We start from the raw sequence: 15,550 nt of genomic DNA, 5'->3' as shown, positions 1-15,550 counted from the left end.
CAATGCTTCAAAGCAAGCGGTAGGGCTTCGCAGGGGCCTACAATTTAGGCCCCCGGGAAGGCCCCTGAATCAGCCCCCCTTTTTATTTAATTAATTTTAGTTGATTTGATATAGATATTTGCTGGAAGTCAATACTGTAGCCGGTTTGAAAGAAAAATGGCGTTCAATTTGAACTCCATTGGAAGTGGGAGAGTGGTCTCGCCCAGAATCGAACTGGGATATCATGTTCCGGAGACATGCGTACTATCCATTGTACTACGAGACCGCGAATCGTCAATGGGCAACTGCCTTTGCTGATTCAGGGCGGCAAATTTACATTAAAATTGCCAAATACCCGAAACGTTGATATTTAATGTGATATTTAAAAAACAGTTCTAAGTTCCGGCCCCGGGGCTCCGGCAGTTAAGCCGAAAACCAGAGCTGAAAACTTAGAACTTACAACTTAGAACTTAAAACTGAGTTCTACCGGGGCAGGATAATCACCCTGGTGGTCGATCCTATGGTTAGCAAGGCCTGGTTATCACAGGTGCCGTCGCCAAAATTTAATGACCCCGAAATACCATTATAAGTGAACTGATCCACCCCTGATACAATGTTTTTGCAGGTGTTATTTTTAACGATCGGGGTGGTAATGGCTGCTGTAAGACTGTTCCCGGCCGAAGAGGTAGCCGTGCAATTGCCGGTTAATGAAAACACATCATCTAAAAATGTAATGGTTCCAATGCCACCTGTTTGTGTAAGGGTATGGGTGCCGGTATAGCTATACCAGGTGCCATCGGGATACGTAATCTTACCTCCGCTAACCTTAGTCGTAAAGCCCAGTCCGTTGCCATTGCCCGAACTGTTGGTAATGGAATACGTGCCTTCAACCTTGTAATCATTAACATAATAGTTCACAAAAGCTACCGAAATAGTAGTTCCGTTTGTACGGATCTTATTGCTCAGCGTGGCTACGATCTTTCCTTTGCGGGTTATACCATTGGCGCTGGTACATCCCGAACCAAAGTCGATGGTCATGGTTTTGGGCCAGGTGGTGCTGTCGGCGGGCGTTACCGTTACCGTAGCGCAGGTGGTAATTCTTCCGCTTACACTATTGTTTTCGCCTTCCTGCGTTACCACGTCAAAAGCGTCATCATATAAACTTTGCGAGGCGCCGGCAGAGCTCGTCAGTGAAATGGCTGTGGCCTGATCGCCGCTGTTGGTAGAATTGTCTTTTTTGCAGGATAACATGGTAAGCATTGCGGCTACGCCAATACATCCGGCGGTTTTCATAGCGTTGAAATTTTGTTTCATGGTTGTTGTTTTGAAGATTAAAAAAGGTTTATTGTAATTGATTTTTAGTTTGTGTTTGTTACCTGGCCGGCAATTAAACAGCTTACAGACCGGTATAGTATCGCCGGGTTTGATGGCCGGGAATGTAATTTCAACAAACGACCATATTGTTCCGGTAAACTGCATATTAACTTGCATGGCAAGGGTGGTTTTGTAAATTTGAGTATGGAGTTATCACGCCGTACTTTTTTATCTTTTGCCGTTATTACACAGGTTGTGTTTTGGCTGGTAGCTCTTATTCTGGTATTGTATATATCCAATACCAACCTGAAGCCTGAACATGCTTTGCCCCGCGCAGCACTTATATTTATTTGTCACCTCATTAACTTTTATTTTTGTTACAGCATTCTCATTCCCCGCTATTTTGAAAAAGGTCACCGGTTAATGGCTATTGCAGGTCTTGTAGCCCTTATTATTGTACTTACGCCGGTCAGAGGGTTTATCGAAATGCATTTTGCTTCAATCAGTCCCGATGTGCTAACCTCCCGTTTGGGTTCGCGCAGAAGAATAAAAGGGGCCATTTTGTTTTCTGAGATCTTTATTGCTGCTATTGCTTCCCTGCTTCGTTTGGCCGTGAGCAATGAACATAAGCGATCGAAAATGGTAGAGCTGGAAAACCTGCACCTGCAAACCGAGCTTCGTTTTCTGAAGGCGCAAATGAATCCGCATTTTTTGTTCAACACCATCAATAATATTTATTCGCTTACGTTGTTAAAGTCGAATAAAGCATCGGAAGCGTTGATGAAGCTGTCGCAATTGCTGCGGTACCTGTTATACGAAAGCACCGGCAGGGTGACGCTTGAAAAAGAAACGGATGCACTGAATGCCTATGCTGAATTATTTCAGTTGCGGTATGAGCAACCCCTTTCTATAAAAATTATTAATGAAGTTAAACGTCAGGTTGAAGTAGAATCTTTATTGCTGATCCCTTTGCTCGAAAATGCACTGAAGCATTCTGCGATCGGTATTCAGCGGCAGGCAACTGTTTATATGAAGATTAGTATGCCGGATGATAATACATTAACCGTTCATGTGCATAATACCAAAGCCGATCCGCCTGTTGAGCAGGAAACCGGCGGTATTGGTTTGCCTAACGTGCAAAAGCGGTTACAACTGGTATACGCCGGTAAGCATGAACTTAAAATAGATGACAACCCTCAAACATTTTCAATAACCCTTTCTATTGCAATCGCATGAGCTTATCCTGTATTATAGTAGATGACGAATACCTTGCTATTAAGGTGCTGGAAGAATATGCAGGCAGTCTGCAGTCATTGAAAGTAATAAAAACATTTACCGATTCCCGGCAGGCTGTTGCTTTTATTCAGCAGCAACCGGTCGACCTGTTACTGCTGGATATTCAGATGCCTTACCTTACGGGCTTCGACCTGGTAAAAGAACTGCCGGATCAAACTATGGTAATATTTACCACAGCACGCCACGATTATGCCGTGCAGGCTTATGAACTCGATGTGCTGGATTATCTGGTAAAACCCATCTCAAAAGATCGTTTCGAAAAAGCAGTTCAGAAAGCAGTTGAATACCATCAATACCGTAAAGTATGGCATGAGCAAAAAAATGCAACACGAAATTTTTTAATGATTAAATCAGATTACCGTATCATTAAAGTATTGTTCGATGATATTGAATATATCGAAGGATTAAGTGAATATGTAAAGATATATACCCGTGAAAAAGCATTTACTACACTGGCTGCTTTAAAGTCGCTCGAAACCGAATTACCTGCCGGAAAATTCATTCGTATTCATAAGAGCTATATTGTTGCTTTTTCTTCTATTAAACATTTCAACAGCCGATCGGTACAGTTGCATAATGGTAACGATTTGCCTGTTGGCAGAATTTATAAAGAACCGTTTATGCAGAAGATGAAAAGCTAAGTCCGAAAGTCAGCAAAGTCCGGAAGTCCGAAAGAAAGACAAAAATATGACGTGCTTCTTTCCGACTTTCCGTCTTCCGGTCTTTCCGACTACTTTTTGAACTTACTCGGCTTATGCTGTTCCTTCTCAGTAGTTACATTGTGCAGCACTTCGTATTGAAATCCGTTGGGCGTTACTTTCAGTTGCATTACACAACCATAATGAATTTTGAAAGCGCCGAATGAATCAACAAGCGGCGTTTGTGTAATGTGAGCTAAAATGCTTCTGATAACGCCGCCATGGGTAACAATGGCCACGGGTGTTTCCTGAGCTGCAATTTTGTTAAAACAGGCTGTTACGCGGCTATGCATCTGAACATAACTTTCTCCGCCCGGGATGCATACGTTTACAAAATCTTTCATCCACGGATCAATTACTTCTGGTGGAATTGCATCCCAATGCAGCAGTTCCCATTCACCACAATGCAGTTCCATTAATCCTGGTTCGAATGCAATGGTATGTTCAGGAAATAAAAAATCAGCCAGTTTGCGGCAACGTATCAGCGGACTGCTATATACCTGTTTTACCGATTCGGGCAGTGAAGATTGTATCAATGCTGCTTCGGCTTCAAATGAATCTGTTACATCAATATCCGATTGCCCGTAACAAATGCCTTTTTCAATAAGTGGTGTTGTATGTCGAATAAGGTATATCCCCATAAGGCAAATTTAGAGATTTCTGGATTTAGGGATTTTGAGATTTGTTCAGGTGTATCATCAAATGAAATCTCAAAATCTCTAAATCCCGAAATCAGAAATCAAACTACGTATCGCCAGATGATGATAGTTGCCAGATAAAACGTGAGTTCACTTACCTGCTGAATAGCGCCGAGGCAATCGCCGGTATAACCGCCGATCCATTTTTTGAAATATTTGGCCAAATTGAATGCGATCCATATCGTTGGCGCAACAGCCAGCAAAAACTGCCAGCTCATAAATATAAAAGGAATGCCTGCTGCGATGATCGCAACCAACAAGTCTATGGAAGAAGGTTTTCGGCTGGCTATTGGCTTTGATTTACTGCCATCGGGGTCTGTTACATAATCATAAAAACACATCACCAATACCGGCATCAGTCGGCTTACGGCATGTGCAGCAATAATTGTAAATAAAAAGTAACGGTAGTTGTAAAAGATATTTATTGAAGGAAACAACAGGTTAGGCGTGAATTTGGGCAATTCTTTCAGTAATAAAAATTTGCAGGAGAGTATAGCAATCATGCCGATTACACCATACGAACCCAGTCTGCTGTCTTTCATGATCATCAGTATCTTTTCTTTTGTCCACCCGCCCCCAAAGGCATCACATACATCGGCAAATCCATCTTCATGAAAAGCGCCGGTGGTTAGAATGCCTGCAATAATAGAGGCGGCAATGGCAATATCTTCGCTGATGTATTTATTGAAGATCAGAAAGGTTAATGCGCTGATACCGCCAACGATCCAGCCTATCAGAGGAAAATATTTTACCGATCGCTCAAGGTATTCGGGCGAGTGATCGGTAAACCGGGGCACCGGCAACCGGGTGAGGAACATTAAAGCGGTAAAGAATATGCGTATTTCTTTTTTCATCTTAAATCCCTTGATTAATTAAGGTCCGAAAGACCGCAAGTCCGAAAGCAAGACTTATTTGCGGTGAGATTCTTTCGGACTTTACTGACTTCCTGACTATTCTTTATTGCTCACTCCTGCACTTTCAAAGCTGGCCATTTCATTTAAAAAGTTCACCGCACTCTGAATCAACGGCATGGCCAAAGCAGCGCCAGTGCCTTCGCCCAGGCGCATACCCAAATTTAATAATGGTGTTACCCCCAGGTGACGTAAAATTTTTTCGTGACCCGCTTCCTGACTGGTATGCGCAAAAATGCAATGCTCGATGAGGGTCCATCCGGTTACCGAGTTGTTTCCTTTTTCGGCAGCAAACAGTTCATTGGCAATCAGCAGGGCTGCAGTGGCAATAAAGCCATCAACCAATACAATCATTTTTTGATTCACCGCTTCAAGATAAGCGCCGGCCATCATGGCAATTTCAAATCCACCTACACGCGACAGTAATTCAACGGGCATATGGGCGAGTTCTTTCAACGCATGTTTTTCATATACCTGTTCCAGGGTGTTGATCTTTGTTTGTAATTGTTCGTTGTTAAGTCCGGCCCCCCGGCCTGTAAATTCAACAACCGGTAAGCCGGTGATTGCACTCATGATAAGGGTTGCCGATGAAGTGTTACCAATGCCCATTTCGCCAAAGCCAATACAGTTACAGCCTGCTGCAGCTGTTTGTGCAACGATTGCTTTGCCTTTTTCAATAGCCTGCACTGCCTGATCAGGACTCATGGCCGCTTCGTTCAGGTAATTTTTTGTGCCATGCCCGATTTTGACATTAATAACCTGTACCGGATTAGAAGTGAAGTCAAAGTTTACACCGGCATCTACCACCTTTAACGTAAGATTATTTTGACGGCAGAATACATTAATGGCCGCGCCGCCATTCACAAAGTTCAGCACCATTTGAGCTGTTACCTCCTGCGGATAAGCATTTACCAAACCGGTTTTTGCAATACCATGGTCACCGGCAAAAACAATAATGTGCGGCTGCTGAATAACAGGATGTGCAGTTTGCTGAATCAATCCGATCTTTAAGGCCGTTTCCTCAAGCCGGCCCAATGCGCCTAATGGTTTTGTTTTATGGTTGATGATATGCTGCAGTTGTTGCTTTAAGGTGAGTGTACTGGTAGCCGACATATGTTTTGTTTTGTTGAAATCGTCAATGACGAATGGTGAATCGTGAAATAATATTGTGAAAAGAATTTGTCATCGGGTCCTTCCGACTTCCGACGTCAATCTCCCGGTAACAGATCGCAAAAATAAAACCCATATTGTGAAGCCTGGTTCATAGGATTGCAGGTATCCTGTGCCTGTTGGGGAGCCTGGTATTTGCGATAAACTATTTCGCCTTTGCTAAATGGGATCGGATATTTAAAAACAGGACCATCAAATACATAAGAATGGTATTCGCCGTTCTCGCCACATACGTCAACATTCGATGGCAGGTCCCTAACAAATGATTCATCTATAAGTCGACCGCAAAAGCTTTTATCAAGATATTTTTCATTCACACAAACAATAATGGCTTTAAACCCAAGCTGCAAAAATTCCTGCATCAGCTGTGTAGTTGAAATTTTCCATAGGGGAAACACACACTGGATAGAGGCCGTTGCCAGTTTTTCTTCGCGGTAGCGTTTCAGGTCTTCCAGAAATATATCGCCAAACACTGCATAATCATAGCCATTGCTTTTTAGAGCGCTTACCTTTTCCATCATCGCCTGTTCATACTCCTGCATGCCGGGTTGTTCCGGTAATTCAATAGTTTGCAGGGGAAGCCCGATGGATGCAGCCTGTGCCAGTAACAGCGAACGGCGTACCCCATGCATGGATATGCGATCATGGGCGGCATTTACACTGGTAAGTAAACAATCTACTGCATACCGGCTATCCTGCTGAATATAATGCAGGCAAAGCGATGAATCTTTTCCGCCGCTCCAGTTCATGTATGCTTTGCCCCCCGGCCCGCTGAAGGGGGAAGAGAGGTTATTAATAGCTTCATTCGGTATTACGATATTATTGTTCTGCAATTCGTTCATTTACTTTATTAATTTGTGCTGTGCATGGATGTTTCCCATTTCGTCGTTTCGTCCCTATGGGACGTTAATACCTGCTATCATTCTGCTACCAACATTTGATGCCTAACGGCATTATTCATTCACCACTTGCTACTTCCTGGTCGTCCATTGTCTATTGCCCATTGCCTATTGTTTTATTGTCACCGGTATCCCGCTCACCATAAAAACAACTTTATTGGCTTTTTGCGCTATGTATTGATTCATCCAGCCCTGCAGGTCGGTGAATTTGCGGCCGGTTTCAGTATCGGCATGCATGCCCATACCAAGTTCGTTGCTGATAATGATGAAGGTGTTATTAACGGTATCCAAACCGTTTATTTCATCTTTACATTGCTGCAGACTGCTTTCTATATCGTATTTGGTATCGGTAAAAAAATTAGTGAGCCATAAGGTAACACAATCCACTACTACTACTTTATCATTGAGCGATAGCTTGCTGATGTATTTCTCTTCTTCAATGGATGTCCAGCGTTGGTCTCTTTCTGATTGGTGGCGTTGAATACGCTTTTCAAAATCATCGTCCCAGTGCCGGGCTGTGGCAAGGTAAACAGGCGACCCGCTTAACTCCAACGCCAGTTGCTGGGCGTAACGGCTTTTGCCGCTGCGTGCGCCTCCAGTGATGAAAATAATTCCGGGGCTTGCTCCCCCTCCACCGGAGGGGGTTGGGGCGAGGCCTCTATCTTGATCCATTGGAAAAATATTTTTCTTTAAATAAGGTATACCGTTGTTTCAGTTCAAGCAAACAATTGCGGCAGAGGCAATCGGAATAGCGTTCTTCCAAAAATGTTTTTTCTTCGTCAGTAAGCCCAATGCCATAACACTGGCAATGCGAAACATCACCAACCTTGCATTCAAAAGGTGTGTGGCAACGCGGACAGATTTTTTGTTCGTGCTTACACATAGGCGGCAACTGGTTGAAAAAGCGGTTTGAATTTATGTTGCAGGTGTACAGGAACTTTAAAAAGATTGGGGTTAAATAATGCCGCCAGCAATTCAATGCCATCTGTTAATGTGCCGGCGCTCGGTTGGGTAAACAAATCGTAATCGGCCATAAATACCGATTTGTTTTTAACAGCTGTAATATCGTTCCATTCTTTTTTCTGCGTAAGCAAATGAATTTCTTCGGCTGTTCTGTTAATGGTAAATCCGCAGGGAGCGATCACCAGCACTTCAGGATCATATTTCACGATTTTCTCCCACGGTGTAACAATGCTGTCGCCACCGGGGTTCGATAACATGTCGATTCCGCCTGCATAAGCGATCTGATAGGGTATCCAGTGGCCGCAATTGTAAATCGGGGCAATCCACTCCATGATCATTACTCGTTTTGGCGGTGCTTTATGTAATCGCAATCCGTCAATAATATGATCGATCCTTTTTTGTAAGGTAGCGAGATAATGATAAGCCGCTTCTTCATGACCCATTGCGGCTGCAATGGTAACAGCGGTATTAAAAACGTGGTGCAGGGTATTGGGGGTAAGAGCAATCAGTTGTGGTTGCTTGTCGAGTTTGGCCACCGCCGCCGACGTGCAGGCTGTATCTATCTGACATACTTCACATACATCCTGCGTAAAAATGATATCGGGCGCAATTGCTTTTAACAGGTTTTCATCTACATAATACAAACTTTTTCCCTGTGCTTTCGATGCCGAAAAAATTCTATCTATTTCCTCGCTGCTGTAATGATTGCCTTCAAGCACACAACGCACCACTTTTTGTTTTTCGGCCAGGGCGGGTGAGGGGCATTCAAATGTAATACCCTGTAACTGTTGTTGCAGACCCATGTCGTAAATCATTTGTGTGGCAGCGGGTAGAAATGAGCAAACAGTCATGGCGTGTAGAATTAAGAAGTGAAGCAATAAAGCGCAAGGGTCAAGGTACAGGTTACACGATTACCGGTTATTTGTTACCAGTTACTGGTTTCCGGTTTTCCCGGCTCCCGGCAACTGGTAACCGGTAACAGCTTAAAGTGTTGAACTCACTGTCGGATTTAGTGAAACATATTTATGTTGCAGCCATTCGAACAGGCCAAACATAATGGCGCTGTAAATAGCAGTACCGCCTAAGAAACGCCATTCATAAGGAATGGCAGTGATCAAACGTTGAGTGTACAAGGTGAATGAAAATTGATTTTCAGCCAGGCATCCTCCGATATCGCTTACCAGCCAGTGAATGAGCGTGGCAACTACAGTTGCAGTAACAATGTTTTTTATGGTAACCTCTTTTATGATCAGCTTACCTGCAATGGTCATCAGGGCAAAGGCTCCATAAGTCCAGAACCAGCCGGTGTACAACAAGCCGCTCCTGTATGGCGATTGCGATAAAATGGTAAACGACAAAATCACGTCACTGATGAACAAGGTTAGCAATGGAAAAGCGAATGGTTTTACATTACCCCTGAAATACGCACCCCCGAATAACGCCATTGCGCCAATAGGGGTAAATACCGTTAACGGACCCCAGTCGGAAAAGGAAGCCAGCCTCAGGGCGGCAACCACTACAATGAAAAGCAGCAGCACAGCTGTTCGCGGGTTGATTTGTTTTAGTGACATGGTTTATACGTTTTACTATTCTAAGTTAAAGAATTTTACCGCTGTTTAAATGAAGGCAGGAGGCAGTTGAAATAACTACTCCCTGCCTGTTATAATTTACAGGTTTAAGATGATGCCTCCGTTAAACATAAATGGAATTGAATTGTATCCATTTACATCGAAAAATTTACGGTCGGTAACATTCTGTGCATCTGCAAATACTTTTAAAAATTTAACGAATTTATATTCTGCATAAGCATTCACTATAAAGTAATCGCTCAATGCCAAATCTTTAGTCATGTACCCGCCAACATCATATCGTTTGCTTACATATTTGCCTGAAGCACTTACATAAAATTTACTGTTTATCTGATAACCTGCAGTAACGTTCAGGTTATGTTTGGGCCTTCTGAGCAAATAATGATAGGTAGTATCCTTAAATGTTTCACGGCTTTGTATGTCGTCTTTTGAATCAAGGTAGGTGTAATTTACTGTAAGTGTAAGGTGATACACCGGTTTTGCCGTTGCTTCAAATTCAAAACCCTTTACCGTTTGTTTGGCAGCGTTGAAATATTTGTAGTTTATGTAATCGAAGTCGATACCGGTTTTAATACGGCGTTGAAAATAAACCACGCGGCCTGAAACCAATTCATTCTTTGCCTGTGCACCCAGTTCATAGTTGGTTGAAGTTTCTGGTTTCAGATTAGGATCGCCATAAGCTGAAAAGAGTTGATATAATGAGGGTGCTTTAAATGCAGTAGCCACACTTCCGAATACCCTGAAATGGTCGCTGAAATTGTACGAAGGATTGAAAGTATAGGTATAGTTACTGCCGTAGCGTGAATGCACGTTCATACGGCCACCAAGTTCGATATTCAGCTTTTCGTTGGGTGCATTATAAAACAGCGAAGCAAACATCGAAGCCTGGCTATGCGATGTATCGTTGATTTTATCAGGATATGGTCCGAATACGCTTATGGAAAGCGATTGGCTGTTCATGCTGCTGAACCGGTAATCGGCTCCCTGCAGCCAGCTGAAACCTTTACCTAAATTAATATTGGCATATGCTTCAACATATTGAGCCTTGCCATAGTTGTCGTTCGAAAAGTATTTTGTATAAACGGCATCAGTACTATCATTTACAAAATTCCGGGTAACATCTGAGTATTGATAATTACCTGTTATACTTACCCCGTTCCTGCGATAAGTGAAGCCGGCGCCGGTCATCAGACTTTTATTTTTCAATACATAATCCCTGTCATCTTTATAACCTCCGTAATCGAGATCTGTTTTGTTATGGCTATATTGAATAAAGCTTCTTATCGAAAGTTCAGGTGTAGCCTGGTATTGCAAAGAGGCAGCGGCTACATCGCTGTTAAAACCGTCTTTATCGAAGTTTTGATTATGCGTGCTATCGTATGCTGTTGAAAATCCATTTGATTTCACTTTTGAATAACGGGCGCTATAGGTTAGCTTATCGGCTTTGCCAAAAAACTGAACATTACCCCTGAAAGTGCCAAAACTACCGGCGCCGATACTTGCTTTGGCATTTACAGGTTTGGCAATGTTTTGCTTAACAGTTATAATATTGATTACGCCTGCTACTGCATCGCTGCCGTATAATGTAGATTGTGCGCCCCGGCAAACTTCTATCCGTTCTATATCATTCAGCGAAAGAAGGTTCAGATCAAATTCATTGCCTGAAAGAGACGGGTCATAAACCGGAATACCATCCAGTAAGATCAATGTGCGGCCCGATGCAGCGCCCCGCATGTAAACCGACTGATTGGTTCCAATATTGTTTAAGGCGCCATTAATGGTAATGCCAGCCTGCTCGTTTAATAATTGCCCAACGGTGCGACCGCTGCTTTTTTCGATTTGTTCTTTCGAAATAACCGTAATGACTTTACCGGTAGTAGATTGTTTTTGGGCCAGCTTATTGGCTGTTACAATTACTTCATCTAATTGTTTTGAAGAAGAAGATGTAGAGTCCTGTGCAAATGAATCAAGGCTCAGCGCCAGAGAAGATACTGCGAGTAACTTTTTAAACATGGTCATAGTTTAGTTTTGATGTAACTATGAACCTTCGGAAAAATGAAATACGAACAGAAATGAAATGGTCTTCCGCGGTTAAGACGAATTTCATCCCGGCTTTTCACCCGAAAGCTCGTTGATGTAATAATTGCAACTGGCAGGTCTTCTGGCTTGTTCGCAGTTCAATACCTTCCCATCTTTGCTAATTTATTCGACAGTGGTATAAAGATTGAACTGAACAGTTCTTATTTCTGTGTTCTCAGTTCTATGTTCGCTGACTTTGAAACTCAGGAACTAACTTAGAACCTAAAACTTAAAACTTAGAACTGTTAAGGAACTTACAGCTACGGGGATAGCACCGGACTTACACCGGTTTCCCTTTTCATTCTCCCGACACATTACGCCGGCAGAAACCAATCACGCGGCAAAAATAGGGGGGTGGGGGGCTTATTCCAATATATTTTTTTTAAAGCTGCTGTGGAAAAGCGGAGCGGTATATCTAAAGCCATTGCAACACCTTATAATACAAACAATTGATCTTTGAATGCATAAAGATCAATTGTTTGTTATGAAGCCTGTTAATACTTAAACTGAAACGCTACACCTGCATAATAATTAACACCAGCCGCCGCATTGTAGTAACGACCTCCGGCAGCGTTGATATCGTTACCCAAACTATAGGTAACATCAAATAAATTATCTACCCCTGCAAACACATCCATCATTACTTTTTTGCCAAATGAGGTGCGCCAGCCGGTACGGGCGCCCACGAGGTTGTACGATGATGCAACATCTGTATTGGCATCATTCAATGCAACCGGGTCGCTGTAAAACCATGTTATGTTGGTGTACCAGCCGGGCCGCGTAGCGAAATCAATACCGGCCGATACAATATTGGCAGCAACACTAGGCAGCTTGTTACCTGAGAAATCGGTACTTACCACTTTAAAATCTTGGTAACGGAATTTGTTCCAGGTATGACTGATCCAGATACGTGCGCTGGTTAAAAAGCCATTGCCTTTAGGTAACAACTGGTAATAAGCCTGCGATTCAATACCGCGCTGACGGGTGCTTCCTGCATTTATGAAATAGTCTGCTCCGGTGCTGTCGTTCCGTCGTGCGATGGCATTTTTAAGCTGGTAATAAAAAGCATTTACTTCTACGTATAAGCGTTGCTGTAACCAGCTGCTTTTAATGCCTGCTTCATAATTCAAACCATGTTCGGCCTGCAGGCTTGTATTGATGATTGAAGTTGATGGTAAAATTTCTGCAGTGGTGGGTGGCGAAAATCCTCTCGATACACTGGCATATAACAAGGTGCCGGGTAACACCTTTTTTGAAATGGCAATTCTTGGCGCCCATTCACTGTTAAAGGTGGATTTTAAAGTAGCCTTTGGCCGCCCGGTAAGTCGTGTTATAGTTATTGAAGATTTATTGATGCTTACGCCTGCGCTGATGGCCCAGTCGCCGGTAAAACGGATATCGGTTTGTACAAAACCCGAATAAATGTAATTGTTGATATCATCATCTGTTCGTACTGTGTCGGGGTTGCCGGCTACATTGCGAAACGTTTTGGTATTGAAAAAACCGCGCTGGCCTTCGCCGCCGAATGATAGTTGCAGACTGGTTTGTTGTATTTGCTTTTGCCACGTAAACATCGTACGGCCGCCAAAATGCGGTTCGCTTCTTCTTTCATAATTAAGAAATGTTGGATTTTTTATGTTCGAAAAAGCGCCATACACCACCGTGCTGTTTTGAAATTCATCACTAAAGCGGTAAGTATGGTTCAACCCTGCTAAAAATGTTTTCTGGTATATAGCAGCTTTGGCGTCATCTGCACCGGGCGTTGCTCCGGTTGCAGGGCGTGCTGAACGCGGGTTAGCATTATATTGGGCAGCTGTCAAACCACCGGGTGTTTGATAATAAAGATCGCCATACAGTATCGATGCCGCCAGTTGTTGCCTGTCATTTGCTTTGATCTGCGTTTCCCAGGTGGCAATATCGCGCCGCATTTTGGTGTGTTCGCGATAACCATCACTGGCCTGATGCGTATATCCGAATGTATTGTTATGATCATCATTGCCCGTAATTATTTGGGCATTTATATTTTGCATGTTAAACCTTCCGGTAACGTAATGCAGATTTATGCCGGGTGTTATATGCTGTGGCTGGCTGCTGATCAAAATGGCGCCCCCGGTACCTGCCCCGTATAAACTGCTGGCCGGCCCTTTAATTACTTCTATAGAACTAATATTATAATAGCCGAGCTGATTCAGATAAGTATTGCCGCCCGGGTCGGTAAAAGGTATACCATTCCAGTAAACCTTTACATTACGAACCCCAAAAGGCGAGCGCAGGGTACTCCCGCGTATGTTTAACCGGTAACTGCCGGGCGAACGTTCCTCCATATGCACGCCGGGTGTAGCATTTAAAGCAGGTAAAATGCTGGTATTATTAAAACGCTCCAACTGAGCGGGGTTAATAACATTAATTGCTGCCGATACTTCTTTCAGCTGGCGGTTTTGCTCATAGGCTTTTATAACCACCTGCTGCAATACACGGGCCGAGTCGTTGTTTACATTTGTTTGTGCAATAAGACTGCCTGCTAATGATATGCTAAATAAGAAAAGTATGAGTTTTGGTGCCATCAGAAAGAGGGAATTAAACGTAAAGGTAAATGCAAATATTAATTAACTTCCACGAATGAAGTCGACCAAATTGAATTTGTTCGACCTTACCATGATTGTGGTGGGGTTGGTAATAGGCATGGGCATCTTTCGTACGCCGGTAAATGTGGCCCAACAAGCCGGTTCGGCCGATATGTTCTTTGCTGCCTGGATCATGGGAGGCGTAGTGGCTTTATGTGGGGCATTAACATATGCAGAGATCGGTTCGCGATATCCTGTAACGGGTGGATATTATAAAATTTTTTCTTATTGTTACCATCCATCTATGGCATTTGCCATTAACTGCATCATACTGGTGTCGAATGCTGCTTCGCTGGCAGGTGTGGCATTGATCGGGTCCGAATACCTGGCCAATGTATTGTTTAAAGGAAGTAGTGATCTTAATGCTATAAAACTTACGATATCTACAATATCGGTGATTGTTTTTTATGGAGTGAACCTGCTGGGTTTACGAATGAGTGCGCATACCCAAAACGTACTAACGGTACTTAAAATCGTATTGGTGTTATTTCTTATCAGCACTTTGTTTGTGAGTGATTATGCCCCCGCGGTTACAAATGCTTCGACAACCGGAACCGACTTTATGTCCACCATAAAAGCGTTCGGCGCCTGCCTGGTGGCAGTAAGTTTTACGTATGGCGGTTACCAGCAAACGATAAATTTTGGTGGTGAGGTACAAAACGCTTCAAAAATTTTACCAAAAGGAATATTTTTTGGTATAGCTATCATAATGTTGCTGTATCTTACGATTAATTACACCTATTTAAAAGTAATAGGTTTTGATAATTTAAAACAAGCACAATCCATTGCTGCCGTTCTTGCGGGTAAATTATTCGGTGAAAAGGGGTTTACTGTTTTTTCAGTTGTTTTATTCCTGTCTGTGCTTGCTTATGTAAATGTATTACTGATGAGTAACCCCCGGGTAATGTATGCCATGAGTGACGAAGGTGTATTGCCGGCTGTATTTAAAAAAATAAGCGCAAAAAAAAATGTAATGGTGGTATCGTTGAGTGCTTTTACTGCTCTTTGCCTTATTACGTTGTTTTACGGTAAAACTTTTGATAAGATTCTCGATTACACTATATTTTTAGATTGCATCGGGATGGCTACTTCGGCAGGTACTATTTTCATTTTACGAAAAAGGGGTATAGGTCAGGGTAATGAAAACAGGTATCATATGAAGCTATATCCTATGTTGCCGTTAATTTTTATCGCAACGTATTTGTTTGTTGGTGCCAGCATTGCCATTAAAACACCCAAAGCCGCATGGGTAAGCAGCCTGGTGTTTGCCGTGTTCTTTGCTTTATATTATGTGTTACGCTTTTTTAAGAAATCTGCTCAACCAAACTAA

The 15,550-nt window shown here is 42.9% G+C and carries 14 protein-coding genes, 1 tRNA gene and 1 riboswitch; of the genes, 3 read left to right on the top strand and 12 right to left on the bottom strand.

Annotated elements, in window-relative coordinates; genetic code table 11:
• Positions 1 to 193: 193 nt before the first annotated feature.
• Together AC59IL_RS26330 and AC59IL_RS26325 are read right to left on the bottom strand one after the other, a co-directional pair.
• A tRNA-Arg gene (locus tag AC59IL_RS26330) sits at positions 194 to 265 on the bottom strand.
• Between the two features lie 197 nt (positions 266 to 462).
• Positions 463 to 1,470 (bottom strand): hypothetical protein, encoded by a 1,008-nt coding sequence (locus tag AC59IL_RS26325; RefSeq protein ID WP_496555206.1) that lies wholly within the window; start codon positions 1,468 to 1,470, stop codon positions 463 to 465.
• Between the two features lie 27 nt (positions 1,471 to 1,497).
• Here AC59IL_RS26325 and AC59IL_RS26320 point away from each other — a divergent pair, with 27 nt between their 5' ends.
• Together AC59IL_RS26320 and AC59IL_RS26315 are read left to right on the top strand one after the other, a co-directional pair.
• The gene (locus AC59IL_RS26320) at positions 1,498 to 2,529 is read left to right on the top strand and encodes a sensor histidine kinase (protein WP_496555205.1); all 1,032 of its coding nucleotides are present in this window, start codon (positions 1,498 to 1,500) and stop codon (positions 2,527 to 2,529) included.
• Positions 2,526 to 3,230, top strand: coding sequence for a LytR/AlgR family response regulator transcription factor (locus tag AC59IL_RS26315; RefSeq protein WP_496555204.1), 705 nt, complete (start codon positions 2,526 to 2,528; stop codon positions 3,228 to 3,230). The genes AC59IL_RS26320 and AC59IL_RS26315 overlap by 4 nt, the downstream gene beginning before the upstream one ends.
• Before the next feature lie 89 nt (positions 3,231 to 3,319).
• On the opposite strand, the gene cobC is transcribed toward AC59IL_RS26315, so the two are convergent.
• The 10 genes from cobC to AC59IL_RS26265 all read right to left on the bottom strand — a co-directional run bounded on the left by cobC (position 3,320) and on the right by AC59IL_RS26265 (position 14,160).
• On the bottom strand, positions 3,320 to 3,928 hold the full coding sequence (gene cobC / locus AC59IL_RS26310; RefSeq protein ID WP_496555203.1) for an alpha-ribazole phosphatase: 609 nt from the start codon (positions 3,926 to 3,928) through the stop codon (positions 3,320 to 3,322).
• Between the two features lie 98 nt (positions 3,929 to 4,026).
• Positions 4,027 to 4,839: an adenosylcobinamide-GDP ribazoletransferase gene (locus AC59IL_RS26305; protein ID WP_496555202.1), complete on the bottom strand. Its 813-nt coding sequence runs from the start codon at positions 4,837 to 4,839 to the stop codon at positions 4,027 to 4,029.
• 96 nt (positions 4,840 to 4,935) lie between these two features.
• Positions 4,936 to 6,009, bottom strand: coding sequence for a nicotinate-nucleotide--dimethylbenzimidazole phosphoribosyltransferase (gene cobT, locus AC59IL_RS26300; protein WP_496555201.1), 1,074 nt, complete (start codon positions 6,007 to 6,009; stop codon positions 4,936 to 4,938).
• A gap of 95 nt (positions 6,010 to 6,104) precedes the next feature.
• The gene (locus AC59IL_RS26295) at positions 6,105 to 6,908 is read right to left on the bottom strand and encodes a Dph6-related ATP pyrophosphatase (protein ID WP_496555200.1); all 804 of its coding nucleotides are present in this window, start codon (positions 6,906 to 6,908) and stop codon (positions 6,105 to 6,107) included.
• A 165-nt stretch (positions 6,909 to 7,073) separates the two neighbouring features.
• A complete protein-coding gene (locus AC59IL_RS26290; RefSeq protein WP_496555199.1) occupies positions 7,074 to 7,637 on the bottom strand; it encodes a bifunctional adenosylcobinamide kinase/adenosylcobinamide-phosphate guanylyltransferase in 564 nt (187 codons plus the stop codon).
• The gene (locus AC59IL_RS26285) at positions 7,624 to 7,848 is read right to left on the bottom strand and encodes a cysteine-rich CWC family protein (protein WP_496555198.1); all 225 of its coding nucleotides are present in this window, start codon (positions 7,846 to 7,848) and stop codon (positions 7,624 to 7,626) included. Before AC59IL_RS26285 ends, AC59IL_RS26290 begins: the two co-directional genes overlap by 14 nt.
• The gene (locus tag AC59IL_RS26280; protein ID WP_496555197.1) at positions 7,841 to 8,779 is read right to left on the bottom strand and encodes an ABC transporter substrate-binding protein; all 939 of its coding nucleotides are present in this window, start codon (positions 8,777 to 8,779) and stop codon (positions 7,841 to 7,843) included. Before AC59IL_RS26280 ends, AC59IL_RS26285 begins: the two co-directional genes overlap by 8 nt.
• 132 nt (positions 8,780 to 8,911) lie before the next feature.
• Positions 8,912 to 9,499 carry a DUF6580 family putative transport protein gene (locus AC59IL_RS26275; protein WP_496555196.1) on the bottom strand — a complete coding sequence of 196 codons (588 nt, stop codon included), beginning with the start codon at positions 9,497 to 9,499 and terminating at the stop codon, positions 8,912 to 8,914.
• Between the two features lie 96 nt (positions 9,500 to 9,595).
• Positions 9,596 to 11,530, bottom strand: a complete 1,935-nt coding sequence (locus AC59IL_RS26270; protein WP_496555195.1) for a TonB-dependent receptor plug domain-containing protein — start codon at positions 11,528 to 11,530, stop codon at positions 9,596 to 9,598.
• Between the two features lie 121 nt (positions 11,531 to 11,651).
• Positions 11,652 to 11,945: riboswitch (cobalamin riboswitch) on the bottom strand.
• Between the two features lie 145 nt (positions 11,946 to 12,090).
• Entirely contained in the window at positions 12,091 to 14,160 is a 2,070-nt protein-coding gene (locus AC59IL_RS26265; protein WP_496555194.1) for a TonB-dependent receptor family protein, read from the bottom strand.
• Between the two features lie 55 nt (positions 14,161 to 14,215).
• On the opposite strand from AC59IL_RS26265, the gene AC59IL_RS26260 reads away from it, so the two are divergent.
• Complete coding sequence (locus tag AC59IL_RS26260) at positions 14,216 to 15,550, top strand: APC family permease (protein WP_496555193.1); 1,335 nt, start codon at positions 14,216 to 14,218, stop codon at positions 15,548 to 15,550.

It is taken from the genome of Niastella sp. sgz303648 (assembly GCF_059587045.1).
Note: the sequence above shows the minus strand (reverse complement) of the source record. Positions and strands in the feature narration are given on the sequence as shown.

Coding starts and splice junctions, on each gene's coding strand:
- AC59IL_RS26325 (WP_496555206.1), bottom strand. CDS start 1,470: ATGCAAGTTAATATGCAGTTTACCGGAACAATATGGTCGTTTGTTGAA.
- AC59IL_RS26320 (WP_496555205.1), top strand. CDS start 1,498: ATGGAGTTATCACGCCGTACTTTTTTATCTTTTGCCGTTATTACACAG.
- AC59IL_RS26315 (WP_496555204.1), top strand. CDS start 2,526: ATGAGCTTATCCTGTATTATAGTAGATGACGAATACCTTGCTATTAAG.
- cobC (WP_496555203.1), bottom strand. CDS start 3,928: ATGGGGATATACCTTATTCGACATACAACACCACTTATTGAAAAAGGC.
- AC59IL_RS26305 (WP_496555202.1), bottom strand. CDS start 4,839: ATGAAAAAAGAAATACGCATATTCTTTACCGCTTTAATGTTCCTCACC.
- cobT (WP_496555201.1), bottom strand. CDS start 6,009: ATGTCGGCTACCAGTACACTCACCTTAAAGCAACAACTGCAGCATATC.
- AC59IL_RS26295 (WP_496555200.1), bottom strand. CDS start 6,908: ATGAACGAATTGCAGAACAATAATATCGTAATACCGAATGAAGCTATT.
- AC59IL_RS26290 (WP_496555199.1), bottom strand. CDS start 7,637: ATGGATCAAGATAGAGGCCTCGCCCCAACCCCCTCCGGTGGAGGGGGA.
- AC59IL_RS26285 (WP_496555198.1), bottom strand. CDS start 7,848: ATGTGTAAGCACGAACAAAAAATCTGTCCGCGTTGCCACACACCTTTT.
- AC59IL_RS26280 (WP_496555197.1), bottom strand. CDS start 8,779: ATGACTGTTTGCTCATTTCTACCCGCTGCCACACAAATGATTTACGAC.
- AC59IL_RS26275 (WP_496555196.1), bottom strand. CDS start 9,499: ATGTCACTAAAACAAATCAACCCGCGAACAGCTGTGCTGCTGCTTTTC.
- AC59IL_RS26270 (WP_496555195.1), bottom strand. CDS start 11,530: ATGTTTAAAAAGTTACTCGCAGTATCTTCTCTGGCGCTGAGCCTTGAT.
- AC59IL_RS26265 (WP_496555194.1), bottom strand. CDS start 14,160: ATGGCACCAAAACTCATACTTTTCTTATTTAGCATATCATTAGCAGGC.
- AC59IL_RS26260 (WP_496555193.1), top strand. CDS start 14,216: ATGAAGTCGACCAAATTGAATTTGTTCGACCTTACCATGATTGTGGTG.